Source organism: Isoptericola aurantiacus, assembly GCF_044769875.1.
In the GTDB taxonomy this organism is placed as follows: domain Bacteria; phylum Actinomycetota; class Actinomycetes; order Actinomycetales; family Cellulomonadaceae; genus Isoptericola; species Isoptericola aurantiacus.
Genome location: NZ_JBJBAE010000001.1, coordinates 655,642 through 680,998 on the forward strand (window position 1 = coordinate 655,642; position 25,357 = coordinate 680,998).

Genomic DNA, 25,357 nt, shown 5'->3' on the forward strand with positions numbered 1-25,357 from the left:
CGCTCCTGGCAACGCGTCCCTCCGTCACCGCGACGGCGGGCCGGGTCACCCGGCTACAGTCGCCCCATGGTGCGCGCGGTGGTGTTCGACGTCGGAGAGACCCTGATCGACGAGACCCGGATCTTCTCCCGCTGGGCCGACCGCCTGGGCGTCCCGCGGGGCACGTTCCTCGGTCTGATCGGAGCCTGCGCCGCCACCGACCGCCCCCTGAGCGACGCGTTCCGCATCGCCCGCCCCGGCATCGACCTCGACGTCGAGATCCCCCGATGGGCGGCCGAGGACCCCCACGGGCTGCGGGAGAACTTCGACGTCGACGATCTCTACCCCGATGTCCGCCCGGCCCTGGCCGCGCTGCGCGACGTCGGGCTCGCCGTCGTCGTCGCCGGCAACCAGCCCCCGCAGGCCCGCGCGGCCCTGGAGGCGATGGACCTGCCGGTCGACGCGATCCGCACCTCCGACGAGTGGGGGGTCGAGAAGCCCGACCCCGCGTTCTTCGCACGCGTCGCCGACCTCACCGGGCTGGCACCGTCGGACACGGCCTACGTGGGCGACCGTCTCGACAATGACGTGCTGCCCGCCGCCGACGCCGGGATGCGGCCCGTGCTGATCCGCCGCGGTCCGTGGGGCTTCCTGCACGCCGAGCGGCCCGAGGCCGCGCGCACCGACGTCGTCGACTCCCTGCTCGAGCTGCCCGCGCTGCTCGCGTGACCGGCGCGCGCAGACGGCAGGGGCCCGGTGTCACGGCCGGCGGCACCGGCGGCTGCGGGCGGCCCCGTCATCCGAGCCGGCCGAGGGCGTCGAGCGCCAGCAGCACGCCGACGATCCCCAGGACCCATCCCGTCATCTCCTCCGCGTTCCTGGACAACCAACCCTCCAGCCGGCGCAGCACCGGGTCCACGCGGCGCGCCGCCACCAGTCGCGCGCCGAGCAGGAGCAGCGCGGGCAGCACCATGACCACGCAGTAGGCGGCCAGGACGGCCACCGATGACGCCGCGGGCAGACCCGTCGCTGTCAGCAGACCGATCGCCGCGAGATACGGCAGCATGGTGGCCACCTCGAGGGCGACCGCACCGAGCGCGAGGCCCACGACCGGCAGCGCCGAGGTGGCCGTGCCGGCCGCCGGCGCGGTGCCGCCGGCCGGTGACGCGGGACCCAGCACACGCTCGCGCCACCGGACGAGCCGACCCGGTCGGCCCCCCGGACGCTCGGCGCGGCGCGCCGCCTGTTTGCCGCCGAACCGGAAGCTGAGGACGAGCAGGCCGACCCCGACCACGAGCTGGGCCACCACCACCGGCCGCGCGTCGAGCACCTCGCCGAAGCGGTCGAGGACCGCCCCCGCCCCCAGCAGCACCGCCACACCCACCACCAGGTACGCACCGGCCACCGTCCCGAGGTAGGCCAGGAGGCGGCCGGGCCGAGGTCGGCCGGCAGCGAGCAGCAGCCAGACGGGGATCAGCAACGTGCCGAAGCTGGTGGAGTCCACCAGCGCCAGCACGACGAGCACCCCGGCCAGCGCCGGCAGTCCGCCGTCGAGGGTCGACGGGTCGACGGGGAGGTCCATGGGACGAGTCTTGCCGGGAACGGGCGGCCGGACATCCGCCACACGGATGACTCCGGCGCCACGCGGACGGTCAGCGGTCCGGGTCTGCGGGGTCTTCCGAGCCGGGAGGTCGTTCCAGGGCCGCGGGCTCGTCCTGGCCGGCCTGCTCGTCGGCGGGATCCATCTGGTTCGGGGCCAGCTCGGACTCGTCGACCTTGCCGGTGCGGAACCCCGCCCGGCTGACCAGGTGCGCGGCCACCGGCGCAGTGGCGAGCTGGAAGACCACGACCAGCGCGAGCATCGCCACGGCCTGCCAGCTCCGCACCCGCAGGGCAAGGCCGATCAGCAGCAGCACCAGGCCCAGGACCTGCGGCTTGGTCACCGCGTGCATGCGGGCGAGCAACGAGCCGAACCGCACCGCTCCGACGCCCGCGGCGAAGGTCAGGAACGCCCCCGCGAGCAGGCAGACGGCAGCCACCACGTCGGCGACGGAGGTCCAGAAGCCGGGGTCGACGCCGTTCATCGCTCCCCCTCACGGCCGGGCCGGTCGGCAGGCCCGTCGTCGGGCGCAGGGTCGTGCGCGGGGCGATCTGTCGGGCCCTGCGCGGTGCCGTCAGCGGGGCCGTCAGCGGGGCCGCCCCGTGGGGCGGTGTCCCCGGAGAGCGGCGCGGGCAACGACTCCGGCGCGGGCGGCGGGTCGTCCCGGTCCGACGGCGCGACACCGGGCTCGCCGGGGGCGTCGTCGCGACGGCGCGGCGCCGCGGGCTCCCGGGCGGCGAACCGCGCGATCGCCACCGACCCCACGAACCCGACCAGGGACAGCGCCACGAGGATCGGTATCGTCTCGGTCCGACGCAGCCAGGCGGCCTCGATCGCGATCACCCCGACCAGGGCGGCGGCAAGCAGGTCCAGGCCGATGGCACGGTCCAGCATCGACGGGCCGCGCTCGACCCGCACGAGCGCGAGCACCGCCGCGGCGGCGACCAGCACGGCCGCCGCGGCGACCACGACCGTCATCACGACGTCCATCACCCCTCCTCCCCCGTGGCCCGGGAGACCCCCGGCGCTCCCCGGCGCGCCGTCAGGCCGCACCGGGCCAGCACGTCCGCCGGGGCCAGCGCACGCAGCACCCGCTCCTCCAGGTCGAGCACGTCCGCCCGCACAGCCTCCGGACCACCGGAGTGCTCGATGTCCAGCACGTGCAGGAAGACCTGCCCGGTCCGGCGTCGCGCCTCCACGACGAGCGACCCGGGGACGAGCGTGGACAGCACCGCGGTCAGCGTGAGGAACACGTCGTCGGGGTTGCGCAGCCGGACCTCGACCACGGCGCCCCGGGGCAGCGGGCCAGGACGCAGGGCCATCCACGCGACCTCGAACGAGGCGACGACCAGGTCCGTGACGAACCGCCGCATCAACGCCGCCAGCGCCAGGGGCCGCAGCGTGGCGCGGGTCTCGATGCGGGGCAGCGGGAACACCAGGACCACGAGCGCCGCCAGCAGCGCACCGCCGACGACGTTCCCCCAGCTGAGGTCCCCCCACAGCAGCACCCACACCACGGTCAGGGCGACGACGGCGGGCCACTGCCAGGTGAACCGGTGCAGGCGGCGTCCGAGACGGCGTCGTCGGGTGTCGCTCACGGCTGCCCCCCTCCTGCGGCGTCGCCGTCGCCGGCGTCCTCGGTGACGTCGACGGACTCACCGGTGCCACGGTCCGAACCGCCGGGGAAGACGGCCTCGATGTACGTGTACCCGTCCATCGTGGTGGCCGCGGACCGTTCGGCGTACCCGTACAGCGGTCCGGCGGCCACGGTCAGCCCGAGTCCGAAGGCGACGAGCGCCCCGGCGGGCCAGGCCATGTTCCGCGGCAGCCGCATCTCCGGCTCGATCTCCGGCGGCGCCGTCTGCCAGAACGCCTTGTTCCACGCCTTGACCACGGCGTACAGGGTCAGCAACGACGTCAGCACGGCGCCGACCACGAGCGCCCAGGCCAGCGCGGAGCCGTCCTCCACCCCGGCGGTCAGCAGGCCCACCTTGCCCAGGAACCCCGACAGCGGCGGGATGCCGGCCAGGTTGATCGCGGGGACGAAGAACAGCACGGCGAGCACGGGCGCGAGCCGGGCCAGCCCGCCCAGCCGGTCCAACGACGTTGATCCGCCCCGCCACTCCACCAGCCCGACCACCAGGAACAACGCCGTCTGGACGGAGATGTGGTGGACCACGTAGAAGACGGCAGCGGCGGTGCCGGCCTCGGAGGCGAGCGAGACACCGAAGATCATGAACCCGATGTGACTGACCAGCGTGAACGACAGCAGCCGTTTGACGTCGTTCTGCGCCACGGCGCCCAGGATGCCGATCACCATCGTGGCGAGCGCGACGACGGCCAGGATCCGGTCGACCCGCACGTCGTCGGGGAAGATCAACGTCTGGGTGCGCAGGATCGAGTAGACGCCGACCTTCGTGAGCAGGCCGGCGAACACGGCGGTGACCGGGGCGGGGGCCGTCGGGTAGGAGTCCGGCAGCCAGAAGGACAGCGGGAAGATCGCCGCCTTGATCCCGAACGCCAGCAGGAGCAGCAGCTGCAGGGAGAGCCGGACCGTGGGGTCGATCTCGCCCAGCCGCACGGCGAGCTGGGCCATGTTGACGGTGCCCGTGGCGGCGTAGATCAGGGCGATCGCCGACAGGAACAGTACCGAGGAGGCCAGCGCCATGATCACGTAGACCGACCCGGCGCGGATCCGTTCGGCGGTGCCGCCCAGGGTGAGCAGCACGGCCGAGGCCGCGAGCAGGATCTCGAACCCCACGTAGAGGTTGAACAGGTCGCCGGTCAGGAACGCGTTGGCCACGCCCGCGGCGAGCACCAGGTAGGTGGGGTGGAAGATCGCCACGGGGATCGCCCCGCCGACGCGCGCCTCGTCGGAGTCGAGCTCGGCGGTGGACTCGGCTTCCCCCTCGGGGATGCCCTGGCCGAGCGAGTACAGCAGGACGCACAGCAGCATGACGCCGCTGACGGTGAGCATCAGGGCCGCGAGCCGGTCCGCCACGAGCGGGATGCCGACGGGCGCGGCCCACCCCCCGACGTCCACGACGACGGGACCCGACTCCGCGGCGACCATCAGCCCGGCCGAGGCGGCGGTCGTGGCCACGAGCGCCACGACGCTGATGATGCGCTGCGCGGTGGCGTACCTGTGCAGAGCGAGGGTGAGCCCGGCCGCGAAGAGCGGCAGCAGGACGGGCAGCGGGACGAGGGTCTCCGCGGACCACAGCGTGGGACCGGTCATCCGTCCGCCCTCCGTCCCGGCTCGGTGTCGTCGGAGTCGACCTCGTCGTGCACCTCGGCGGCCTGCTCGTCGAGCGTCTCGTCGGTCTCGTCGGCGTCGGTGTCGGTGTAGGCGGGGGCGTTGAGCGCGGCGGCGCGGGCCACCCGACGGTCCTCGACGTCGTCGGCGACCTCGTCGTGCCCGTGCAGCTGCCACGACCGGTAGGACAGCGCGAGGATGAACGCCGTCAGCCCGAGCGTGATGACGATCGAGGTGAGGATCATGGCCTGCGCCAGCGGGTCGCTCATCGGCTCGTCGGCCGGGGCGCTGCCGACGATCGGCGACGCGCCCGCCCGGCCCCCGGCCACGAGCAGCATGAGGTTGACGCCGTTGCTGAGCAGGATGAACCCCAGCAGGATCCGGGTCAGCGGCCGTTCCAGCATGAGGTAGACGCCCGTCCCGCTCAGGACCCCGACGGCGAGCACGAGGACCGCCGAGGGGACGTTCTCCAGGACGATCACCGGTCCTCACCCCCGGAGGCCGCGGCGCTCAGCTCGCGCTCGGAGAGCTCGCCCTGACGGTCGATCTCGGCGCCGAGGGTGCGCAGCACGTCGAGCACGAGGCCCACGACCAGCAGCATCACCCCGACGTCGAAGAACAGCGACGTCACGAGGTGGACGTCCCCCAGCAGCGGGACGTGGACGTCGTACGTGAAGCTCTGCAGCACCTGGTTCCCCGTGAGCAGCGCGACCAGTCCGACGCCGGCCGACAGGAACAGCCCCGTGCCGAGCAGCAGACCCGGCGGGACGGGCATCGCCTCGCCCAGCTCGTACCGGCCGCCGGCCAGGTAGCGCACCGCCAGCGCGATGCCCACCATGAGACCCGCGGCGAACCCCCCGCCGGGGGCGTTGTGCCCGCTGAACAGCAGGAAGAGCGCGAACAGCACCATGGCGTGGAAGACCAGCCGCGTCACCACCTCGAACATCACCGAGCGGCGCTCCGGGGCGAGGGTCCGCCCCGCGACCAGCCACACGCGGCCGCGCGGCGCCTGCTGCTGCTCGGACGGCGCCCGGGACATCCGCAGCACCTCGCCGCTGCGCTGCCGCAGGAACACCAGGGAGGCGACGCCGGTCGCCGCCACGAGCAGCACGGACAGCTCGCCGACGGTGTCCCACGCGCGGATGTCCACCAGCGTGACGTTGACGATGTTGCGCCCGCTGCCGTAGTCGACGGACTCGGCCGGGAAGTCGACGCTGATGGGGTCGTGCACGCGCGCCAGCGGTGCGGCCAGGGTCAGGGCCATCATCGCCACCCCGGTGGTGACGCCGACGCCGAGCCGCACCCACCGGCTGGCGGCCAGCGGGCGGTCGGTGAAGTAGGGCGGCAGCCTCCGCAGGACGAGCACCAGCACGACGATCGTCACGGTCTCGCACAGCACCTGGGTCAGCGCCAGGTCCGGGGCGCCGTGCAGCAGGAACAGCGCGCCGTTGCCGTACCCGGCCACACCGACCAGCACGACGGCCTTCAGCCGCCGCCGGGCACGCGCGGCCAGCACCGCGGCGACGGCGACGATCAGCACCACGGCCGCCTGGGCCGGCTCGTCCCACGGGACGGCGTCGGGGGCGACCGTGGTGCCGCCAAGCAGCCCGGAGAACATCACGGCGCCGGGAGCCACCGCGAGGACCACCAGGACGATGCCGAGGTAGAAGGGCAGCGAACCGCGTTGCGTGGCGGCGGTGACGTCGGCGGCCAGGTCGTCCAGGCGACGCATCCCGCGCCGGTAGACCTGGTCGGCACCGCGTGGCGACCACCGTGCCGCCTGCCACCGCTCCACGCGGACCCGCTGCTGGAACAGCAGCGCGCCGGACAGCAGGATCAGCGCGGACAGGCCGAGAGCCGGGGTGAGACCGGCCCAGAGCGTCAGGTGCCCGGCGTCGCCCGCCGGGTAGGTGTCGGCGTACGGGGCGAGCAGGCGCTCGCCGACCGACGGCGCCACCGCCACCGCGAGGCCGCCCAGGGCCAGGACCGCGGGCGGCGCGACCAGGAGCAGCGGCTGGCGGCGGACGTGCGTGACCGGGGCGACGCCGTCGGGCAGGTCGCTCTTGGTGGCGAACGCGCCCCAGACGAACCGCAGGCCGTAGGTGACCGTGAGGGCGGAGCCGACGACGACGGCCACCAGCGTCACGATCTCCAGCGCGCCCGCGCCGTGGGTGACGTCGTGCCAGAGGCCCTCCAGAGCGGCCTCCTTGGCCACGTAGCCGGCCAGCGGCGGCAGGCCGATCATGGAGGCGGTCGCCAGCGCGCCGGCGGCCGCGGTCACCGGCATGGTCCGCCACAGCCCGGACAGCCGCCGCAGGTCACGCGTCCCGGTGGCGACGTCGATCGCACCGACCACGAGGAACAGCGCCGCCTTGAACATCGCGTGGGCGCCGAGCAGCGCCAGCCCGGCCAGGGCCGCGGCACGGCTGCCCAGCCCGAGCAGGAGCACCAGCAGGCCGAGCTGGGAGACGGTGCCGAAGGCGAGCACGAGCTTGAGGTCGTGCTGTCGCAGCGCCCGGTACCCGCCGAGCAGCAGGGTGCCGCTGCCGAGCAGGACGACGATCCAGCGCCACACGGGCAGGTCGGACAGCCCGGGCGCGAACCGCGCCACGAGGTAGACCCCGGCCTTCACCATCGCGGCCGCGTGCAGGTAGGCGGAGACCGGCGTCGGGGCCGCCATGGCGGCCGGCAGCCAGAAGTGGAACGGGATCAGCGCCGACTTCGTGGCGGCCCCGGCGAGCAGGCACACGGCGGCGACGACGGCGGGGGTCCCGCTGGGCGGGTCGGCCACGACCTGGGAGACCTGCCACGTGCCCGTGGAGACCCCGAGCACGATCAGCCCGACGAGCATCACCAGGCCGCCGGCCGTGGTCACGACGATGGCCTGCATCGCGGCCCGGCGCGAGGCCTTGCGGTCGGCGTAGTGGCCGATGAGCAGGTAGGAGAAGACCGTGGTCAGCTCCCAGAACACGAAGAGCAGCAGCAGGTCGTCGGCGGTGACGAGGCCGATCATCGCGCCGGCGAACGCGGTCAGGACGCCCGCGAACCGGCCGGTCCCGGCGGCGCCGTGCTTGAAGTACGCCGAGCAGTACAGCAGCACCAGCGCCCCGATGCCGCCGACCACGAGCAGCATGAGCCACGACAGCGTGTCCAGGCGCAGGTCGATCGAGAGCTCGAGCCCCGGCACCCAGGGGATGCGGGTGACCGGGTCCGCACCGTCCAGGACCGTCGACGTGCTCGCCAGGGCGTACCCGACCGCTGCCGCGGGGCCGAGCGCGAGGACCCAGAAGGCGCGCCGACCGAGCCAGACCACCAGCGCCGGCGCCGCGAGGGCCAGCGTGAAGGTGAGGAGCAGGATCGGCAGCACGGCACTCCGTCCGGTCGACAGGCTGGGCGGGTGGAGGCCTTACTCTATCCGGCCGGTCGGGATGCGCGGGGCGAGACGCTCCGACGCTCCGGTGTGATCTCCGCCGGTCAGCCGCGCAGGGGCAGCGTCAGGCTCGTGGCGCCGTCGGCGGTGACACGGACCGGGATCCCCCAGTCCTGCTGGGCCAGGTGGCAGGCGGGGAACACCTCCGGGTCCGGCGCGCCGTCCGGGCCCAGGGGCACCTGGTCGCACGAGGCCGCCTTGGCGGTCACGTGCAGCACGCCCTCGCCGTCGCCGGGCGCGAGCCGCAGGGTCCGGGACAGGTCGGTGCCCGTGCCGCCGCCGTCGAGCAGCAGCTCGGCGGGGGTCGCGCTGATCGTGAGCTCGGTCGACGGACCGAACCGGTCGTCGAGCTTCTGGCCGGGCGCCGGCGTGAACGGCACCTCGAGGCGCAGCGTGCCGGGAGCGACGTCGGTGGCCGAGCGGACGACGCGGTGGGCCCCGGCGTCGAGCACCTCGCCCGCGAGGTCGCCGGGCAGCGCGACGCGCGTGAGGCGGTGGGCGGCGGACTCGACGACGAGCAGGTGGACCGCACCGGAGGCGGCGTCGGCCTGCACGACGACGTCGCTCGGCTCGGCCAGGCCCGTCGCCAGGGTGGTGACCTCGCCGGCCGCCCCCGAGGGGCCGGGGGTGAAGCGGCGCAGCGCGCCGTTGTAGGTGTCGGCCACGACGACGGATCCGTCGGGCAGCGTGGCCACGCCCAACGGGTGCTGCAGCAGCGCCTGGTCAGCTGTCCCGTCCCGGTGCCCGAAGTCGTACAGACCCTGGCCGACGGCGGTGCTCACGGTGAACCCGGCCGGTCCGGCCTGGACGTGACGCAGCGCCGAGGTCTCGGCGTCGGCGAGCCAGAGACAGCCGTCGGGGGTGCCGTCCGCGCCGAGCGAGGCGGTCAGACCCGAGGGCTGGGCGAACCAGGCGATGGCGCCGTCGCCGTCCTCCAGGCCCTCGTTCATGGTGCCGGCCAGCAGCCGCAGCTCGGCCCCGACCGGGTCGAACGCCCACAGGGCGTGGTGACCCGCCATCGCGACGACGAACGCGGACAGCGGCTCGGACCAGGCCACGTCCCACGGGGAGGAGAGGTTGACCCCGGTGGCCGGGTAGGTGCGGTCCGGACCGAACGGCGCGCTCGTGCCCGCCACGTTGTCCGCGGCCCCGACCATGAACTGCTCGCCCGTCCCCGCCACGGTGTACACCTGGCCGGAGTCCAGGTGTACACCGCGCAGCGCGTGGTTCACGGTGTCCGCGACGAGCACGTCGTAGCCGAGTCGCTCGCGCAGGGCCGCCGGCACCAGGCACAGTCCGTTCGGCTCGCTGAACCGCGCCTCGTGCTCGCCCGGGGACGCCGGTCCGCCGTCGACCGGCCCGCCGTCGCGCAACCCGCGCTCGCCGGAGCCGATCCGCCGGACCAGCGTCTCGCCGTCGGGCGCCAGCTCCGCCAGCGAGTGGTGCCCGGCGTCCGCGACCAGCAGGTTGCCTCCCGGCAGCGCCACGGCCTTGGCCGGGAACCGCAGGGTGCCCGACGACGGTTCCGGCGGGACGTACGGCCCCTCGCCCCGGTGCAGGGTCCCCTTCGCCTCGTGCTCGGCCACCAGCTCGGCCACCAGCGCCGCGAGCGCCGAGGCGTGCCCCTCGCCGGCCATCTGCGCCACGACGTACCCCTCCGGGTCGATCACCACGAGCGTGGGCCAGGCGCGCGCGGTGTAGGCGTCCCAGGTGACCAGGTCGGGGTCGTCGAGCACCGGGTGGCGCACGTCGTACCGTTCCACGGCGGCGGCCAACGCGTCGGGGTCGGCCTCGTGCGCGAACTTCGGGGAGTGCACCCCGACGATCACGAGCTCGTCGCGGTGCGCCTCCTCCAGCTCGCGCAGCTCGTCGAGGACGTGCAGACAGTTGATGCAGCAGAACGTCCAGAAGTCGAGGACGACGACACGGCCGCGCAGGTCGGCCAGCGACAGGTCGCGGTCGCCCGTGTTCAGCCAGCCCCGGCCGGTCAGGGCGGACGCGCGGACCTTGGGCAGCGAGGAGAGGGTGCTCACCGCACCATTCTCACAGCGCCTCGACGGCGCCCACGACGCGGACCGTGACGGGGACGCCCTCGACGGCGGGCGGCACGTCCTTGCGCGCCTGGACGCTGGCCACGTTGACCTGCAGCACCCAGTCGCGCGCGTCGCCGCGCTGCGTCAGACCGACGCCCTGCACGCCGTCGACGTGCTCCAGAGTCCGGCGCAGCGCGCTCTTGGCGGACCGCGCCTCGTCCCTCGTGACCATCGCCATGACCTCCCGGGTGCTGCTTCCATTGTGCCCCCGCCGTCCAGGGGCCGCCGCGACGTGGATCACCGCCCGCCGGGGTCGCGCCCGGCGGGCAGGTGTGGTCACGATGGGGAGATGAGCACCGAGACAGTCCCGAACCTTCTCCTCAACAGCGGCGTGTCGATCCCGCAGCTCGGCTTCGGCACGTTCCAGATCCCGCCGGAGCAGACGCGGGAGACGGTCGCCCGGGCCCTCGACGTCGGCTACCGGCACATCGACACCGCGCAGATGTACCGCAACGAGCGTCAGGTCGGCGAGGCGCTGGCCGAGTCCGGCCTGGACCGCGACGACGTGTTCGTCACGAGCAAGCTCAACAACGCGTTCCACGCGCACGACGACGCGCTGGCGGCGTTCGACCAGACGCTCAAGGAGCTGCACCTCGACCACGTGGACCTGTTCCTCATCCACTGGCCCCTGCCGGCGGTGGACAAGTACGTCGAGGCATGGGGTGCGCTGGAGGAGATCTACCGCTCCGGTCGCGCGCGGGCGATCGGGGTGTCGAACTTCGAGCCGCACCACCTGCGACGCCTCCTGGACTCCAGCACCGTGGTGCCGGCGGTCAATCAGATCGAGGTGCACCCGTGGCTCGGCAACGAGGAGGTCCGCGCCGTGGACGCCGAGCACGGCATCGTCACCGAGGCGTGGTCGCCGCTCGGCCGCGGCCAGGTCCTCGAGGACCCGACCGTGGTCCGCATCGCCGGCAACCTCGGCAGGACGCCCGCCCAGGTGGTGCTGCGCTGGCACCTCGAGCGAGGGGACGTCATCTTCCCCAAGTCGGTCACCCCGGCCCGCATCCAGGAGAATTTCGAGCTGTTCGACTTCGAGCTCTCCGAGGCGGACATGGCCGACATCACCGCCCTGGACCGCGGCGAGCGCATCGGTTCGCACCCGGACGAGATGAACGACACCGGGCGCTGACGGCCCACCACCCCGCGTTGTGGGTATGAGATCGACGGCTATGAACCGGTACAGGGCCGTCGATTTCATACCCACAACGCATGCGCCGCGCCCGCACCCGCTGCCGTGTCCGCGGGAGCGACGGTTGGCAGAATGTCGTCATGGAACGCCACACCGTGGTCGCGATCCCCGAGGGGCTGCACGCGCGCACCGCCGCCCGCTTCGCACGCCTCGCCGCCGACCAGCCCGTCGCCGTCCGCATCTCCCGCGAGGGCGCCGACCCCGTCGACGCCGCCAGCATCCTGGCGGTCATGACGCTCGGTGCCGACGCCGGCACGCCCGTCACGCTGCACGCCGGCGGCGCAGCGGGTGCCGACGGCGACGATCAGACGGACGACGCCGCCGCGAGCGCCGCGCTCGACGTCCTGGAGGAGTTCCTCACAGACCCAGGTCGGTGAGCACCGGCCGGATCGCGTCGCGGACGGCGGAACGGGCCGCGATCGGGTCGTCCTCGCTCAGGGCGAGACGGGCCAGCTCCTGACACTCGTCGAGGTCCACGCGGGCCAGCACCGCGGCGACGTCGGCCAGCGCGCGCGGGGTCATCGACAGCGACCGCACCCCGAGCCCGACCAGCACGGGCGCCAGGGTGGCGTCGGCGGCGGCCTCACCGCACACCCCGACCGGCCGGTCGTGGACGGCGGCACCGCGGCAGGTGGCGCGCACCAGCTCCAGCACCGCCGGCTGCCACGGGGTGGAGAGCGTCGCGAGCTCGCCGAGCATGCGGTCCGCGGCCATCGTGTACTGGATGAGGTCGTTGGTGCCGATGCTGCCGAAGGCCGCGTGGGCGAAGACCTCCTCGGCCCGCAGGGCCGCGGCGGGCACCTCGATCATCACGCCCGCGGTGCGCAGCCCGTGCCGGGCGCAGGAGGCCACGAACTCCGCGGTCTCCCCGGCCGTGGCGACCATCGGCGCCATGACCCACACGTCGGCGTTCTCCGCCTCGGCGGCGCGGGCGATCGCCTGGAGCTGGCGGTCCAGCACCCCGGGGCGCAGGGTCGCGGTCCGCAGCCCGCGCACGCCGAGCGCCGGGTTGGGCTCGCTGTCCGAGGTGACGAACGGCAGGGGCTTGTCGGCGCCGGCGTCGAGGGTGCGCACCACCACCTTGCGGCCCGGGAACGCCGCGAGCACCCGGCGGTAGGCCGCGACCTGTTCGGAGACGGCGGGCTCGTTCGCCCGGCCGAGGAACGAGAACTCCGTGCGGAACAGCCCCACGCCCTCCGCGGCGGCCTCGATCGCCGCCTGGGCACCGGCGGGGTCCGCCACGTTCGCCAGCAGCTCCACCCGCGTGCCGTCGGCGGTCCGCCCCGTGCCGTCGAAGGCCCGCCGCGTGGACTCGTGCTGCTGGGCGGCGGCCACCGTCTCGGGATCCGGGTCGCGCACCACGATCCCGGCCCCGCCGTCGAGCAGCACGGTCTCCCCGTCGGTGATGTCGGCCGCGCCCCGCACCGCGACGACGGCGGGGATGCCGAGCGCCCGCGCGAGGATGGCCGTGTGCGACGTCGGGCCCCCGCCGCTGGTCACGATCCCCAGGACCACCGCCGGGTCGAGCGATGCCGTGTCGGCGGGGGCGAGGTCGTCGGCGACCAGGACGAACGGATGGTCGGGGCTCGGCACGCCGGGCGGGCGCACGCCGATGAGCTCGGCGACGATCCGGTCGCGGACGTCGCGCACGTCCCGCGCACGCTCCGACAGGGGCGGGCCGATCTTCTCGAGCTGGCGCGCCATCGTCCGGGCGGCGTCCCAGATGGCCCGCTCCGGGGTGAGCCGGTCGCTGCGGATGCGGCGCTCCGCGTCGGAGGTCAGGGCCGGGTCGGCCGCCATCGCGGCCGTGACGGCGAGGAGGTCCGCGGCCGTCCCGGCCGCCCGGCCGGCGCGGTCGGTGAGCTCGTCGCGCACGGAGGCCGCAGCGCGCGTGAGCTGGACGACGGCGTCCTCGACGTCGTCACCCGCCAGCCGTGTGGTGCGCGGTTCCGGCACGCGGTCCGGCATGGTGACGGCCGGACCTGCGGCGCGCCCCGGGCTGACCGGTGCCCCGGTGAGTGTCGTGCTCATGGCTCTCGACCTCCGTACCCTGCGTACCACGTAGCCTGGGCACCACGCATCGACACGCACCGAACCGTTCGTCGCAGACTGGTGGATGCACCCGGTGGTGTCAACATCCGCCACGCGCCCGACCTGCAAGGAGACCCGATGCCGCTGACCGTCGTCGCCCCCGTGGCCGGACGGGTGGTCGCCGTGACCGACGTCCCCGACCCGGTGTTCGCCGAGGGGATCGTGGGCCCCGGCACCGCCGTGGAGCCGACGGGCTCCGACGCCGTCGCCCCGGTGGCGGGGCGACTGGTCAAGCTGCACCCGCACGCCTTCGTGGTGCAGGCGTCCGAGGGTCCGGCGGTGCTGGTGCACCTGGGCATCGACACCGTCGAGCTGCGCGGCACGGGGTTCACCCTGCACGCGGCCGAGGGCGACCAGGTCCGCACCGGTCAGCGGATCGTCTCGTGGGACCCGCAGGCGGTGCGGGACGGCGGGCGGTCGGCGGTGTGCCCTGTCGTCGTCCTGGAGGCGTCCCCGGACGCCGTCGCACTCCTCGCCGACCCCGGCACCGACGTCGGACCGGGCACGCCGCTGCTCAGCGCAGGCTGACCCCGAACGTGGCGAGCACGGCGTCGATCGGGTTGACGTAGGTCAGGCCGCTGCCGTCCGCCCCGCCCGTCTCCGAGCCGGCGAACAGCAGGCCGACCGCCACGCCGTCGGACCGGTAGACCAGTGAGCCCGAGTCGCCCCCGCGGGAGAACGGGCCGGGCGCCGTGGACTCCACCTCGATCTGCCCGTCGAAGGCCAGGACGCCGAGCTCGGGGCCGTAGCCGACCAGGACGTCGTCCATCTCGATCGCGGAGACCCGGCCGTGCGTGTGCCCGGTGGTGCGGCCGATCTTCTCCACCGTGTCGCCGGGCGCGGCCTCCGCGGTGGTCGTCACTCGCCCGACGGGGTACTCGAGGTCCACCTGCGGGTCGTCGAGCAGCGCGACGGCGGCGTCGACGGTCGCGCGCTCCCCCGCCGTCAACGGCACCACGGCCGCGACCGTCCCCACCCTGTCGGCGGGGTCCGTCCCGCCGTCCGCGGGCCCCGGCTGCAGGACGCCGTCCCCCGGGACGCCGTCGAGCACGTGGCGGTTCGACAGGGCGTACAGGGCGTCGGGGCCGCCGGGCAGGTCGTGTCCCTCCGAGCGGGCGGGGTCGACGACGACGAACCCGCCCAGGGTCCCGGCCGTGACGTCCACGTGCGCGATCGAGACGCCGGGACGCAGCGGGCGGACCCGGCCCGTCTCGCCGGCGGCCTGCGCGGTCGCCACCGGGGGCTGCGGTTCCAGCATCCCCCCGGCGGTGCTCCCGCGGCGGCCGGGTCCGAGCCGGCGGATGCGCCCCGTGCGGCGGACGTCGGGCGAGGATCCCGCCTCCGCGGCGACCCGGCGCACGACGGCACGCGCGGCGGGGACGCCGAGCCGGTAGCGCACCGCGATCTGGTAGCCGCCCGGTTCGTCCGACGGCGCCAGACCGATCGCCAGGGTGGGGGCCCGCACCGCCTCGGCGGGGGCGCACGGTGCGGCCGCAGCCTGCGGGGTGACGGCGACGCCGTAGCGTTCGGCCAGGTCACGGGCGTACGTGGCGAGGTGCGCCTTGGTCTCGCGGGCTTGCGTCAGATCCATGCGGCGAGTCTGACGGACCCGTCGGAGATCGGCGCGGCGGCACGCGGCGGCCGGACGAACCGGCGGCTCCCCCGGATCTGAGCAGGCTCTGAGCAAGACGCCGGATCCGGGGCGGTGGCCACGTCACGATCCCGGGCCGGCGGCCTCCCCACCGGCGATGAGGAATCCGACGGTCGACGACACGCGCGCCGCGGTCCGGTGGGCCCTGAACCACGACCTGCCGGCGCTGCTGGACTATCGCCAGGTGGCCCATCTCGACAGAGGCGGGCGCCGGCAGGCGGACGCGACCCTCGTCGCGCGCTGGCAGGCCGCCACCGGCCGGCGCGTACGGCCGCCCCTCGCGACGGAGCACAGCACGCCGCTCCCGCGGCGGGTGCGGGCCTGAGCCGGCCGACCCGGGGCCGGCCGACCCGGAGCCGGCCGACCCGCTGCGCCGTCGTCAGGCCCGCAGCAGCGCACCGACCCGGGTGCGGCGGGCCCGGGCCGCGGCGCCGACGCCGAGGCCGATCCCGACCAGACCCCACAGCACGACCCACGTCAGCGCCCCGGCGAGCCCACCCACCTCCGGCACGACGGCGGCGGTCAGCGCGTCGCGCGCGGCCCCGGTGGGCAGCAGGTCGCCCACGGAGACGAGCACCTGCGGGACCGTCGCGACCACACCGGTGCCGATCATGAGCACGGCGACCAGGATGCTGATCGCGCGCCCGACGTTCCCGAGCCAGGCCAGGAAGCCGAGGTGCACGGCGACGAACGAGACGGAGACCAGCGCACCGAGCAGGATCGTGCCGACCCACCCGAGGGGTGACATCCCCTCGACACCGGCGAGGATCGCGCCGACCGCGGCGCCGGTGCCGGCACCGACCGCCGCGGGGGTGGCGAGCACGGCGAGGGTCTGCCGCAGCGCCGAACGGGTCGAGCCGAGGGCCCGGGCGGCGACCGGCGGGAAGAGGGTCAGCAGCCCGAGCGCGCCGAGCCACAGCGCCACGACGGCGAACAGCGGCCCGGTGGCCCCCGTGGACAGCCCGTCCACGCCCGGCGCGGCGACCGGGTCGGACACCACGGAGGAGAGGTTCTCCCGCTGACCCTGGGTGTAGGTCGGGATCTGGTCCACGGCGTCGTCGAGGCCGCCCGCGAGGTCGTCCGCGCCGCCGGCGAGCTGCTGCACGCCGTCGGCCAGCCCGTCGGTGCCGTCAACCAGGCCGTCCGCCCCGGTGCGGAGCTGCTGCGCCCCCGTGTCGAGCCCGCCGACGCCGTCGGCCAGCGCGGAGACCCCGGACGCGAGCTCGTCCGCCCCGGAGTCGAGCCGGTCGACACCGTCCGCGAACGTGGAGACGCCGTCCGCGAGACCCGCCGCACCGTCGGCGAGGTCGCCGGCGCCACCGGCCAGTTCGGCGGTGCCGTCGGCCACGCCGTCGGCTCCGGTGGCGACCTGGTCGTTGCCGGTCGCGAGCGTCCGCAGACCGTCGGCGAGCTCCGCGTTGCCGTCGGCGATGCCGTGGGTCCCGGTGGCGACCTTCCCGGCGGCGTCGGCGAGGTCCGCGGTCCCGTCCGCGAGCGCGGTCAGCTGGCCACGCGCCGTCAACAGGTCCTCGGAGACCTGCGCGAAACCGGCCGTGAGGTCGGTGTCCGCACCCGCCAGCGTGTCCTCGACGGCGGCGAGCTGTCGGCAGGCCTCGGTGTCCGGGTCGGCGTCGCACCCGAGCGCCGCGGAGGCGTCGCCGAGGGCCGCGGCGACGGCCTCCTGGTTCTGCGTGAAACCGGCCGCGACGTCGTCCAGGCCTGCCTGGATCTCGTCCTGCGTGGGCGCCTGCGCGTCGATCTCGCCGGCCTGGTCGGCGAGCACCTGGACGCCCGCGGCGACCTGGTCCGCGCCGTCGGCCAGTTCCTCGCCGCTGTCGGCGAGGTCGTCGGCGCCGTCGGCGCTCTCCCGGATACCGGCGGAGACCCCCGTGACACCGTCGGCGACCTGACGGGCGCCGTCGGCGAGCGGCTCCGCGCCGTCGGCCACGCCGGCCGCACCGTCGGCGACCTGACGGGCGCCGCTCACCAGGGCGTCCGTCCCGGCCGCGGCCGCACCGACGCCGTCGGCGACCTGGGCGGCACCGGTGCGCAGCTCGGACGCCCCGGCCGCCGCCTCGCCCACGCCGTCGGCGTACTGCTCGACGCCGGTGGCGTACTGCCCGGCACCGGCGGCCAGGTCGTCCGCGCCGTCTGCGGCGTCGCCGGCGCCGGAGGCGAGCTCGTCCGCGCCGTCGGCAGCCTGGCCGACGCCGTCGGCGATGGTGTTGAAGCCGACCAGGACGTTGTCCACGTAGGTCTCGGTGAGGGTGGCACCCATCACGGAGGTCGCCGTGGTCGCCACGACCCGGGCCAGGGCGTCGTCGACCACGCGGCCGCCGGGCGGCGTGGCGATGTCGATCGTGGCCTGCTCGGCGTCGGCCGGGTCGTCAGCACCGGCGGAGGTGGCCGCCGCGGAGAACCCCTCGGGGATCGTCACCACGGCCGCGTAGGTGCCGTCGGCCAGGCCGTCGGCGGCGTGGTCGGCGTCCGTGACCGTCCAGTCGTAGTTGACGTCGGATCCCTCGGCACCCTCGACCAGCCCGGCGGCCAGCTGCCGCCCCAGGGGCGCCGTCTGACCGTTCACCTGGACGGGCTCGTCGTCGTTCACGATCGCCGCGGGCACGGTGTCCAGGCGGTCCAGGGGGTTCCACAGGGCGGCCAGCAGGATGCCGAGCACCAGCACGGGCAGCAGGGCGACCGCGACGATCGCCCAGGGGTTCTGGCGGACGCGGTTCATGCCCGCACCTCCGTCGAGGAGTCGTGGGTGGGTTCGGTGGGGGTCGCCGCGGAGCCGTCCGCCGCGGAGTCCTCGGGAGCGGAGTCCTCGGGAGTGGCGGTCCCGTGGTCCGCGGCCCCGGGGTCACCGGGTGGCGCGTGCTCGGGCACCGGGGGCGGCACCTCGCCCCCGTGCAGCGCGGCCGGGGCGCCCCACCCGGCGCCCACGTCGAGCACCGGGGTGCCCTGCGGCAGCAGGTCCGTGGCGGCGACGCCGGTCGCCCCGACGAGCAGCGTGACGCCGGTGGCGTGCGCGGTGGCGAAGGCCCCGGCCAGCGCCTCCCGGTCGGATCGGTCGGCCACCACGTCGGTGCGGTCGACCACCACGACGGTCGCGCCCTGGCGCACCGCGTCGGTCACGGCGCCGGCCGGGTGGCCGCCTTCGGTGACGGCGTCGACGACGGCCACCCGGGAGCGCACGGAGGCCGCACGCTCGGGCAGCACCAGACCGGTGACCTTCACCGCGCCGGCGTCCGGCGGGATCCGGCCGGCCAGGGCCAGCAGCACGGCGTTGACCGGGGCCGCGGAGTCGCCGTGGACGGCCAGCGCACCGCCGTCGGGCAGGCGCACGCTCAGCGGGCCGACCAGCGGCGGCTCACCGAGACCGGGCCCGCGCGGGCCGGCCACCTCCAGGTCGCGGGCCACGACGGCGTCGGCCCGGCCGTCGGACCGGTGGCCGGGCCACGCGGCGAGGCGCAGCTCCTTGGCGAGCCCCTCCCCCTCGACGTCGAACGTCGGCAGGAGCCGGTCCAACCAGCGCGGCATCCACCAGGCGTGGTCGCCGAGCAGCGCGAGGACGGCGGGCACCAGCACCATGCGGACGACGAAGGCGTCCACGGCGACGCCGACGGCGAGCCCGAGCGCGATGGGTTTGAGCGTCATGTCGCCCTCGGGCACGAACGCCACGAAGACGCTGAACATGATGACGGCGGCCGCGGTGACGACCTTCGCCGACCCCTGGAAGCCCGTGAGGATCGCCTGGCGGGCGCGACCGCCGTTGTGGACGTAGTCCTCCCGGATGCGGGAGACGAGGAACACCTCGTAGTCCATCGCGAGCCCGAAGAGCACACCCATGAGGATGATCGGCATGAAACTGATGACGGGGCCGAGCCGGGTGACGTTCAGCGCGTCGGCGAAAACACCGTCCTCGAAGACCAGGGTCACGGCACCGAACGCCGCCCCCACGCTCAGCAGGTAGCCGAGCGTCGCCTTGACCGGCACCCAGACCGACCGGAACACCATCGTCAGCAGCACCAACGAGAGGCCCACGACGACGAGCCCGAACGGCAGCAGCGCCGCGCCGAGCTTGTCCGAGACGTCGATCCCCACGGCGGTGAACCCGGTGACGGACAGGTCCACCCCGTAGGTGTCGAGGAAGTGGTCGTGCATGCTGCGCAGCTCGGTGACCAGCGCCTTGGTCTCCTCGGAGTCGGGTGCGCCGGTGGGGATCACCTGGATGATGCCGGTGTCGGCGGTCGCGTTCGGCGTGGCCAGCGGCACGTCGGCGACGCCGGGCAGGTCCGCGATCTCCTTCTTCAGGTCGTTCATCAGCCCGACGGGGTCGTCGCTGGTGATGATCGACCCGGTGACGATGAGGGGCCCGTTGAAGCCCTCCCCGAAGTGCTCGCTGACCAGGTCGTACGTCTGCCGCGCGGACGAGTCCTCGGGCAACGACCCGGCGTCGGGCAGCGCGAGACGCAGGTTCGTGGCGGGCAGCGCCAGGGCCCCCAGGGCGATGACCACGACCGCGATCGTCACGGCCGGTGCCCTGGTGACGCCCCGGACCCAGCCGGCGAAGAATCGGTTGCGGTGGGTGGCCGCCTCGGGCGCGGAAGGTGCCGCAGCGGCGCCGGCCGCACGCCGGCCGCGGGTGCGAGCCCGCCCCCGGCGTCGTCGCTCGCGCGGCCGCAGCCGCTCCCCGGCGATCGCCAGCAGCGCGGGCAGGAGGGTGAGCGAGACGAGGACGGCGACGCCGACGGCGCCCGCGGCGGCCACGCCCATGACCGTGAGGAACGGGATGCCCGCGACGCCGAGGCCGACCAGCGCGATCATGACGGTGAGCCCGGCGAAGATCACCGCGGACCCGGCGGTGCCCGTCGCGCGGGCGATGGACTCGCGCACCTCGATGCCCTCGCGCAGCTGCTCCTGGTGCCGCGAGACGATGAACAGGGCGTAGTCGATGCCCACGGCGAGGCCGAGCATGAGCCCGAGCATCGGCGTCGTGGAGTTGATGGGACCGAACACCGTGGCCGCCAGCAGCAGCAGCATCGAGACCCCGACCCCGAGCAGGGCGTTGACCAGCGGGAGCCCCGCGGCCACGAACGAGCCCAGGGTGAAGAGCAGCACGACCAGCGCGACGACGACGCCGACCGCCTCGACGAGGCTCAGGTGCGGGAGCTCGGTGGCGAAGAGCTCGCCGCCGAGGGACGCCTGGGAGCCCGCGGGCAGAGCCTGCGCGAGCTCGTCGGTGATCTCGGCGAGGTCGTCCTTGGTCGCGTCGCTGATCGACATCGAGTCGCCGTCGAGCTGGACCGTCACGATGGCGGCGGTGTCGTCGTCGCTGACCGGCGAGGCGCCCTGGTCGTCGTAGGGCGTGGCGACGGCAGCGACCTCGTCCAGGTCGCCGATCCGGTCGGCCGCGTCCTCGACGGGCTCGCGGACCGCGTCGTCGGTGACGACGGCGCCGTCGGGAGCGACGACCACGATCTGCGCGGAGGAACCGCTCACCTCGGGGAACGTGGCCGAGAGCTGGTCCAGGGCGTTCTGCGACTCGGTGCCGGGGATGGTGATCGAGTTGTCGAAGCCCTGGAACACGAAGGCGCCGGCCGCTCCGGTGACCACCAGGATGCCGAGCCACGCGATGACGACGAGGCGGCGCGCGGCGACGGCCCAGCGGCCGAGCGAGTACAGGACGGAGGACACGGGGGCTCCTGAGGGAGGACGACGGGCGGGAGGACTGCCGATACGTCACTGTATCCGATACAGCAATGTATCGGATCCGCCGCGACCTGGCTAGAGTGAGGTCACCGACCGACCCAGGAGGACCCCGTGACCACCGACGTGACCGCCGCTCACGCCACCAGCGTGCGCTCCCCGCGCCGGGAACGCACGCGCGAGCGCCTCCTGGACGCCGCCTTCGGGCTCTTCTCCGCCCACGGCATCCAGGGCACGTCGATCGAGGCCATCTGCGAGGCCGCCGGGTTCACGCGTGGCGCCTTCTACTCGAACTTCGAGTCCAAGGAAGAGCTCTTCCACGCCCTCGTGGACCGCAAGGCCCGCGGTCACCTGGCGGCGATCGAGTCGGCGGGGACCGGCATCGACGCCGCGGCCGTCGCCACCCCGGAAGGGCTGCGCGACGCCGTCCGCGGCATCGTGTCCTCGGTGGGTCTGGACGGGCCCGACCACCGCGACTGGTGCCTGATGCACGCCGAGTTCGAGCTGCTCGCCATGCGTGACCCGCAGGTGGCACCGCGGTACCGCGCCGAGCAGGAACGGCTGCGCCGGGAGGTGGGTCGCGTGCTCGAGGCGCTGCTGGACCGTGTCGGCCTGCGCTTCACGGTGGACACCCCCACCGCGGTCGAGCTGCTCATGGAGGTCGAGTCCGCCGGCACGCGCGACGCGGTGCTCAGCGGTCAGGACGAGGCACCGGCGCTGCGACGCATCGAGCGGGTCGTCGACCTCCTCGTCGTGGCCCGCTGACCACGACGTCGGCACCTTCTCCGCGAGGTAGGCCCGGGCCCTGCCTACCTCGCGGAGAAGCTGCCTACCTCGCGGAGAGGTGGCCTACCTCACGGGACGGGGTCAGCCGAGCACCTCGGGCAGCACCGTGTCACCCTCGCCGGCCGGCACCTCCAGCACGTGCTCGGCCAGGAACGCCAGCACCCCGGCGTACCAGACCTTCGCGTGCTGCGGCGTGAGCACCCAGTGGTTCTCCTCGGGGAAGTACAGGAACCGGTGCACCGTCGTGCCGTCGTCGGCGGCGGGCAGCCCCGAGTCGCTCAGCAGCTCGCGCCACAGGCGCAGGCCCTCCCCGATCGGCACCCGGTAGTCCTTGTCGCCGTGGACCACCAGCATCGGCGTGCGGATCTGGCCCACGAACCGGTGCGGGCTGTTGGCCGCGGCCATCTCGGCCGTCATCTCGCGCGCCCAGTACCAGGCCGCGTCCGTCGTCGGGCCGAACTGGTCCAGCGCCCACAGCGAGGCGTGGGTGACGATCGCGCGGAACCGGTCGGTGTGCCCGGCCACCCAGTTGGCCATGTACCCGCCGAACGATCCGCCCATCGCCGCCGTGCGGGTCGCGTCGATCTCCTCGCGCGCCTCGGCGGCGTCGGTGATCGCCAGGAGGTCGGTGTAGGGCGCGTCGCCCCAGGCACCCCACCCGCGCTGGACGAACTCCTGGCCGTACCCGGTGGACAACGCCGGGTCCGGCAGCAGCACCGCGTACCCGCGGGCCACCATCAGCCACGGGTTCCAGCGCCACGACCAGGCGTTCCACGAGCCGAGCGGGCCGCCGTGGATCCACAGCAGCAGCGGGGCCGGGTCCGACGGCGAGGCGTCCGCGGGCAGCGCCAGCCAGGCGCGCACGCGGGTCCCGTCGGACGCCGTGGTCTCCACCTCGGTCAGGGTGCCGGGCAGCTCCGGGGCCGCCACCGGCGAGGGCAGCACGACGGCGGGCACCGGCTCGCGCTCTCCGGGCGCCCCGGAGGCGACGAACGCCGCCAGGTCGACGCGCACGGGCTCCGACGGCGCCGCGTACGAGGTGCGCAGCGCGTACAGCGCCGCACCGTCCGGGGCGACGGCGACGTCGGTGAACGTCGCGTCGTCGGCCGTGACCTGCTCGACCGTCACCGGCCCCCGCCCGGAGCCGCCGTCGAGGGTGAGCAGGAAGACCGGGCCGCGGCCGTCGTCGTCCGCCGTCACCAGCAGCCCGGAGGAGTCCGGGAGCCAGGTCAGCGCGGAGGGCCAGCGGTCCCAGTCGTCCGCCACGACCTCGGGCTCCCCCGAGCCGTCCAGGGCGACCAGGCCGGTGCGGACCACCGGCGCCTCGTCGGGCGAGGTGATCGTCTCGGTGACGTAGGCGACGTGGCGACCGTCCGGGGAGACCACGGGCCCGGCGACCTCGGCGTCCGGGTCGTCCACCAGCGTGCGCCGCTCCCCCGTGGCGGTGTCGACCGCCACGAGGATCGTGCGGCGCGCCGCGCCGGGGTCGGCCACGCCCCACGTCGTCACGAGGGTGGCGCCGTCGGGCGACAGCGCGGCCTCGTGCTCGTCGAGCTGGCGGCCGGGGCCGGTGAGGCCGCGCAGCTCGGCCCGCTCGGACTCGCCCAGGCCGGCGAGGCTCGTGGCGAACCGGCGGTCGGCGTCCGGGCCCAGGTCGTGGTCCCAGTGCCGCACCGGGTACCCGGTGTGCCAGATGGCGTTCACCGTGCGGTCCTTGCGGGTCTTGCGCAGCGCGGCGTCGGCCTCGAGGTCGGCCGCGGACGGCAGCAGCGGCGCCGCGACCGACACGACGTCGGCGTCGCGTGCGGTGAGGATGCCGCCCAGACCCCCCGGCGCCGTCGCGACCGGGCGGGCCTCGCCACCGGGCGGCAGCAGCCACAGCGCGGACCTCGGTTCACCGGCGTCGGCGGTGGCGTCCGGGTCCGGACGGGCCGAGGTGAACAGCAGGTCACCGTCCGCGGTGAACGCCGCGGACGACTCGCCCTTGGCGCTGCGGGTCAGGCGGCGCGCGGGGGCCGACCCGGTGGGGTCCACCTCCCACAGCGCGGAGACGTAGCCCGTGCGCTCGGGATCGAGCGTCTGCACGGTGGTCACCAGCCGGGTGCCGTCGCGGCTCAGCGCCAGTCCGCCGAGGCGTCCGAGGGCGATGTAGTCGTCGAGGTCGTGGAACGGGGTGGGCGGGTTCGGGGTGGGTCCCGCGGCCGTGTCGTCAGTCACCCGTCCGGGTCTACCACACCGTGCCGGGACGAGCCTCGCCGGAGCCCGGCACGACCCCTCGGGAACGCCGGGCCGAACCGCAGGTGAACAGTGGCCGAACACCTCGTCCACAGGCAATCCTCGCCTTGAACAGAGTCTCGGGACTGCGGCAGATTCTGGACGTGAACCACCGCAGCGCCCCGACGCCCCTGCCCGCGAAGGCCGACCTCGTCGTCGTCGGCGCCGGTGCGGTCGGGCTGGGGCACGCCGTCGAGGCCCACGCCCGGGGCCTGTCGGTGCTCGTCGTGGACGCCGCGGAACGCCCCGACGGCGCCACCGCCCGGCGCGGCGGGCACGTCGCCGTCACCACGCAGGACTCGACCGCGCTCGCCTGCGCGCTGGCCGCCCGGGAGCGCTGGCTCAAGCTCGGCCGCGACGCCGGGTTCGGCGTCCACGAGACCGGTGCTGTCGTCGTGGCCCGGCACGCCGACGAGCTCGCCGTCCTCGACGACCTCGTGGCCGCCCGCGCCGGCGACGCCGTCCTGCTCGACGCCCGCAACGTCGCCGACCGCACGGCCGTCCCCGACGCCGTCGGCGGAGCCTTCCTGCCCCTGGACCTGCGGGTGCACCCCGCCTCCGCCCTCACCGCGATCGCCGACTGGCTCGGGTCCCGGCCGCAGGCCCGGGTGGCCTGGCGCACCGCCGCCCAGACCTTCGACGCCGGCAGCGGCTGCACCCTGGTGCGCACCACCCGCGGCGAGGTCGTCGCCAAGAAGGTCGTGGTGGCGGTGGGACACACCGTCGGCCGCCTCTTCGACGACGTCGGCGCGCAGCTCGTCCGGGTCGACCGGCAGATGCTGCGGGTCGCCGCACCGCGGCCCGACGACGTCGGTGCGGACCTGCGGCTGGGCTCCGGACCCGTCGTGGTGGGCCCCAGCACGGTGCTGCGTGACGCCGCCTACCGCCACTCCCGCGCGCTCGGGCAGGTCCGCGAACGCCTGCGCGCCACCCGCCCGGACCTGCTGGCCGCCGACGTACACCTCACGCTCGTGGCCCAGCCCGACGGATCCGTGATCGTCGGGGACGGCCGCGCGCCCGCACCCGGTCCGGGGCGCGCGGAGACCGTCGACGAGGGCCTCCTCGCCGAGGCGCGCGAGCTGCTGGGGGTCGAGCGGCTGACCGTCCTGGGGCGGTGGACGGCGCCCGAGGTCGTCCGGGTGCCGGGCCCGGACGCGGGTTCGCCGTTCCTGGTCCGCGAGCCGCTGCCCGGGGTGCGCACGGTGACGGTGGCCGACGGTCTGGCGACGACGACGGCGCTCGGGCTGGCGCCGCGGGTGCTCGACGAGCTGCTCTGAGCCGGACGGGCACCTCGGC

The 25,357-nt window shown here is 74.9% G+C and carries 21 protein-coding genes; 7 read left to right on the plus strand and 14 right to left on the minus strand.

Features of this window, described 5'->3' with window-relative positions:
• Positions 1–66 precede the first annotated feature (66 nt).
• Positions 67–708, plus strand: a complete 642-nt coding sequence (locus tag ACIQLL_RS02940; RefSeq protein ID WP_402463007.1) for an HAD family hydrolase — start codon at positions 67–69, stop codon at positions 706–708.
• A gap of 67 nt (positions 709–775) precedes the next feature.
• Here ACIQLL_RS02940 and ACIQLL_RS02945 read toward each other — a convergent pair whose 3' ends face one another.
• The 9 genes from ACIQLL_RS02945 to ACIQLL_RS02985 form a co-directional block, all read right to left on the minus strand.
• Positions 776–1,561, minus strand: a complete 786-nt coding sequence (locus ACIQLL_RS02945) for a GAP family protein (protein ID WP_402463010.1) — start codon at positions 1,559–1,561, stop codon at positions 776–778.
• A 70-nt stretch (positions 1,562–1,631) separates the two neighbouring features.
• Positions 1,632–2,063, minus strand: coding sequence for a monovalent cation/H(+) antiporter subunit G (mnhG, locus tag ACIQLL_RS02950; protein ID WP_402463013.1), 432 nt, complete (start codon positions 2,061–2,063; stop codon positions 1,632–1,634).
• Complete coding sequence (locus ACIQLL_RS02955; RefSeq protein WP_402463016.1) at positions 2,060–2,569, minus strand: monovalent cation/H+ antiporter complex subunit F; 510 nt, start codon at positions 2,567–2,569, stop codon at positions 2,060–2,062. The genes mnhG and ACIQLL_RS02955 overlap by 4 nt, the downstream gene beginning before the upstream one ends.
• Positions 2,569–3,177 carry a Na+/H+ antiporter subunit E gene (locus ACIQLL_RS02960; RefSeq protein ID WP_402463019.1) on the minus strand — a complete coding sequence of 203 codons (609 nt, stop codon included), beginning with the start codon at positions 3,175–3,177 and terminating at the stop codon, positions 2,569–2,571. Before ACIQLL_RS02960 ends, ACIQLL_RS02955 begins: the two co-directional genes overlap by 1 nt.
• Positions 3,174–4,817, minus strand: coding sequence for a Na+/H+ antiporter subunit D (locus ACIQLL_RS02965; protein WP_402463021.1), 1,644 nt, complete (start codon positions 4,815–4,817; stop codon positions 3,174–3,176). The genes ACIQLL_RS02960 and ACIQLL_RS02965 overlap by 4 nt, the downstream gene beginning before the upstream one ends.
• A complete protein-coding gene (locus ACIQLL_RS02970) occupies positions 4,814–5,317 on the minus strand; it encodes a Na(+)/H(+) antiporter subunit C (RefSeq protein WP_402463024.1) in 504 nt (167 codons plus the stop codon). The genes ACIQLL_RS02965 and ACIQLL_RS02970 overlap by 4 nt, the downstream gene beginning before the upstream one ends.
• Positions 5,314–8,202 carry a Na+/H+ antiporter subunit A gene (locus tag ACIQLL_RS02975; RefSeq protein ID WP_402463027.1) on the minus strand — a complete coding sequence of 963 codons (2,889 nt, stop codon included), beginning with the start codon at positions 8,200–8,202 and terminating at the stop codon, positions 5,314–5,316. Before ACIQLL_RS02975 ends, ACIQLL_RS02970 begins: the two co-directional genes overlap by 4 nt.
• 107 nt (positions 8,203–8,309) lie before the next feature.
• Positions 8,310–10,298, minus strand: coding sequence for an NHL domain-containing thioredoxin family protein (locus ACIQLL_RS02980; RefSeq protein WP_402463030.1), 1,989 nt, complete (start codon positions 10,296–10,298; stop codon positions 8,310–8,312).
• A 10-nt stretch (positions 10,299–10,308) separates the two neighbouring features.
• A complete protein-coding gene (locus tag ACIQLL_RS02985) occupies positions 10,309–10,530 on the minus strand; it encodes a hypothetical protein (RefSeq protein ID WP_402463033.1) in 222 nt (73 codons plus the stop codon).
• 117 nt (positions 10,531–10,647) lie between these two features.
• On the opposite strand from ACIQLL_RS02985, the gene ACIQLL_RS02990 reads away from it, so the two are divergent.
• Both ACIQLL_RS02990 and ACIQLL_RS02995 read left to right on the plus strand, forming a co-directional pair.
• Positions 10,648–11,490, plus strand: coding sequence for an aldo/keto reductase (locus ACIQLL_RS02990; protein WP_402463036.1), 843 nt, complete (start codon positions 10,648–10,650; stop codon positions 11,488–11,490).
• A 140-nt stretch (positions 11,491–11,630) separates the two neighbouring features.
• Positions 11,631–11,927: an HPr family phosphocarrier protein gene (locus ACIQLL_RS02995; protein WP_402463038.1), complete on the plus strand. Its 297-nt coding sequence runs from the start codon at positions 11,631–11,633 to the stop codon at positions 11,925–11,927.
• On the opposite strand, the gene ptsP is transcribed toward ACIQLL_RS02995, so the two are convergent.
• Positions 11,908–13,581, minus strand: a complete 1,674-nt coding sequence (gene ptsP, locus ACIQLL_RS03000) for a phosphoenolpyruvate--protein phosphotransferase (RefSeq protein ID WP_402463041.1) — start codon at positions 13,579–13,581, stop codon at positions 11,908–11,910. The two genes, ACIQLL_RS02995 and ptsP, sit on opposite strands and share 20 nt — an antisense overlap.
• A gap of 138 nt (positions 13,582–13,719) precedes the next feature.
• Between ptsP and ACIQLL_RS03005 the strand changes: the two genes are divergently transcribed.
• Positions 13,720–14,169, plus strand: a complete 450-nt coding sequence (locus ACIQLL_RS03005) for a PTS sugar transporter subunit IIA (protein WP_402463044.1) — start codon at positions 13,720–13,722, stop codon at positions 14,167–14,169.
• Here the strand turns inward: ACIQLL_RS03005 and ACIQLL_RS03010 are convergent.
• Complete coding sequence (locus ACIQLL_RS03010; protein WP_402463046.1) at positions 14,156–15,232, minus strand: chymotrypsin family serine protease; 1,077 nt, start codon at positions 15,230–15,232, stop codon at positions 14,156–14,158. The two genes, ACIQLL_RS03005 and ACIQLL_RS03010, sit on opposite strands and share 14 nt — an antisense overlap.
• A gap of 157 nt (positions 15,233–15,389) precedes the next feature.
• Between ACIQLL_RS03010 and ACIQLL_RS03015 the strand changes: the two genes are divergently transcribed.
• Positions 15,390–15,617: a hypothetical protein gene (locus ACIQLL_RS03015; RefSeq protein WP_402463049.1), complete on the plus strand. Its 228-nt coding sequence runs from the start codon at positions 15,390–15,392 to the stop codon at positions 15,615–15,617.
• A gap of 54 nt (positions 15,618–15,671) precedes the next feature.
• Here ACIQLL_RS03015 and ACIQLL_RS03020 read toward each other — a convergent pair whose 3' ends face one another.
• Both ACIQLL_RS03020 and ACIQLL_RS03025 read right to left on the minus strand, forming a co-directional pair.
• Positions 15,672–18,029: a YhgE/Pip family protein gene (locus ACIQLL_RS03020; protein WP_402463052.1), complete on the minus strand. Its 2,358-nt coding sequence runs from the start codon at positions 18,027–18,029 to the stop codon at positions 15,672–15,674.
• Complete coding sequence (locus ACIQLL_RS03025; protein ID WP_402463055.1) at positions 18,026–20,989, minus strand: MMPL family transporter; 2,964 nt, start codon at positions 20,987–20,989, stop codon at positions 18,026–18,028. The genes ACIQLL_RS03020 and ACIQLL_RS03025 overlap by 4 nt, the downstream gene beginning before the upstream one ends.
• Positions 20,990–21,115: 126 nt before the next feature.
• Between ACIQLL_RS03025 and ACIQLL_RS03030 the strand changes: the two genes are divergently transcribed.
• Positions 21,116–21,766, plus strand: coding sequence for a TetR/AcrR family transcriptional regulator (locus ACIQLL_RS03030; RefSeq protein WP_402463058.1), 651 nt, complete (start codon positions 21,116–21,118; stop codon positions 21,764–21,766).
• A 102-nt stretch (positions 21,767–21,868) separates the two neighbouring features.
• On the opposite strand, the gene ACIQLL_RS03035 is transcribed toward ACIQLL_RS03030, so the two are convergent.
• Positions 21,869–24,004 (minus strand): S9 family peptidase, encoded by a 2,136-nt coding sequence (locus ACIQLL_RS03035; RefSeq protein ID WP_402463060.1) that lies wholly within the window; start codon positions 24,002–24,004, stop codon positions 21,869–21,871.
• 161 nt (positions 24,005–24,165) lie between these two features.
• On the opposite strand from ACIQLL_RS03035, the gene ACIQLL_RS03040 reads away from it, so the two are divergent.
• Positions 24,166–25,338 carry an NAD(P)/FAD-dependent oxidoreductase gene (locus ACIQLL_RS03040; RefSeq protein ID WP_402463063.1) on the plus strand — a complete coding sequence of 391 codons (1,173 nt, stop codon included), beginning with the start codon at positions 24,166–24,168 and terminating at the stop codon, positions 25,336–25,338.
• Positions 25,339–25,357 lie beyond the last annotated feature (19 nt).

Coding starts and splice junctions, on each gene's coding strand:
- ACIQLL_RS02940 (WP_402463007.1), top strand. CDS start 67: ATGGTGCGCGCGGTGGTGTTCGACGTCGGAGAGACCCTGATCGACGAG.
- ACIQLL_RS02945 (WP_402463010.1), bottom strand. CDS start 1,561: ATGGACCTCCCCGTCGACCCGTCGACCCTCGACGGCGGACTGCCGGCG.
- mnhG (WP_402463013.1), bottom strand. CDS start 2,063: ATGAACGGCGTCGACCCCGGCTTCTGGACCTCCGTCGCCGACGTGGTG.
- ACIQLL_RS02955 (WP_402463016.1), bottom strand. CDS start 2,569: ATGGACGTCGTGATGACGGTCGTGGTCGCCGCGGCGGCCGTGCTGGTC.
- ACIQLL_RS02965 (WP_402463021.1), bottom strand. CDS start 4,817: ATGACCGGTCCCACGCTGTGGTCCGCGGAGACCCTCGTCCCGCTGCCC.
- ACIQLL_RS02985 (WP_402463033.1), bottom strand. CDS start 10,530: ATGGTCACGAGGGACGAGGCGCGGTCCGCCAAGAGCGCGCTGCGCCGG.
- ACIQLL_RS02990 (WP_402463036.1), top strand. CDS start 10,648: ATGAGCACCGAGACAGTCCCGAACCTTCTCCTCAACAGCGGCGTGTCG.
- ACIQLL_RS02995 (WP_402463038.1), top strand. CDS start 11,631: ATGGAACGCCACACCGTGGTCGCGATCCCCGAGGGGCTGCACGCGCGC.
- ptsP (WP_402463041.1), bottom strand. CDS start 13,581: ATGAGCACGACACTCACCGGGGCACCGGTCAGCCCGGGGCGCGCCGCA.
- ACIQLL_RS03005 (WP_402463044.1), top strand. CDS start 13,720: ATGCCGCTGACCGTCGTCGCCCCCGTGGCCGGACGGGTGGTCGCCGTG.
- ACIQLL_RS03010 (WP_402463046.1), bottom strand. CDS start 15,232: ATGGATCTGACGCAAGCCCGCGAGACCAAGGCGCACCTCGCCACGTAC.
- ACIQLL_RS03015 (WP_402463049.1), top strand. CDS start 15,390: ATGAGGAATCCGACGGTCGACGACACGCGCGCCGCGGTCCGGTGGGCC.
- ACIQLL_RS03020 (WP_402463052.1), bottom strand. CDS start 18,029: ATGAACCGCGTCCGCCAGAACCCCTGGGCGATCGTCGCGGTCGCCCTG.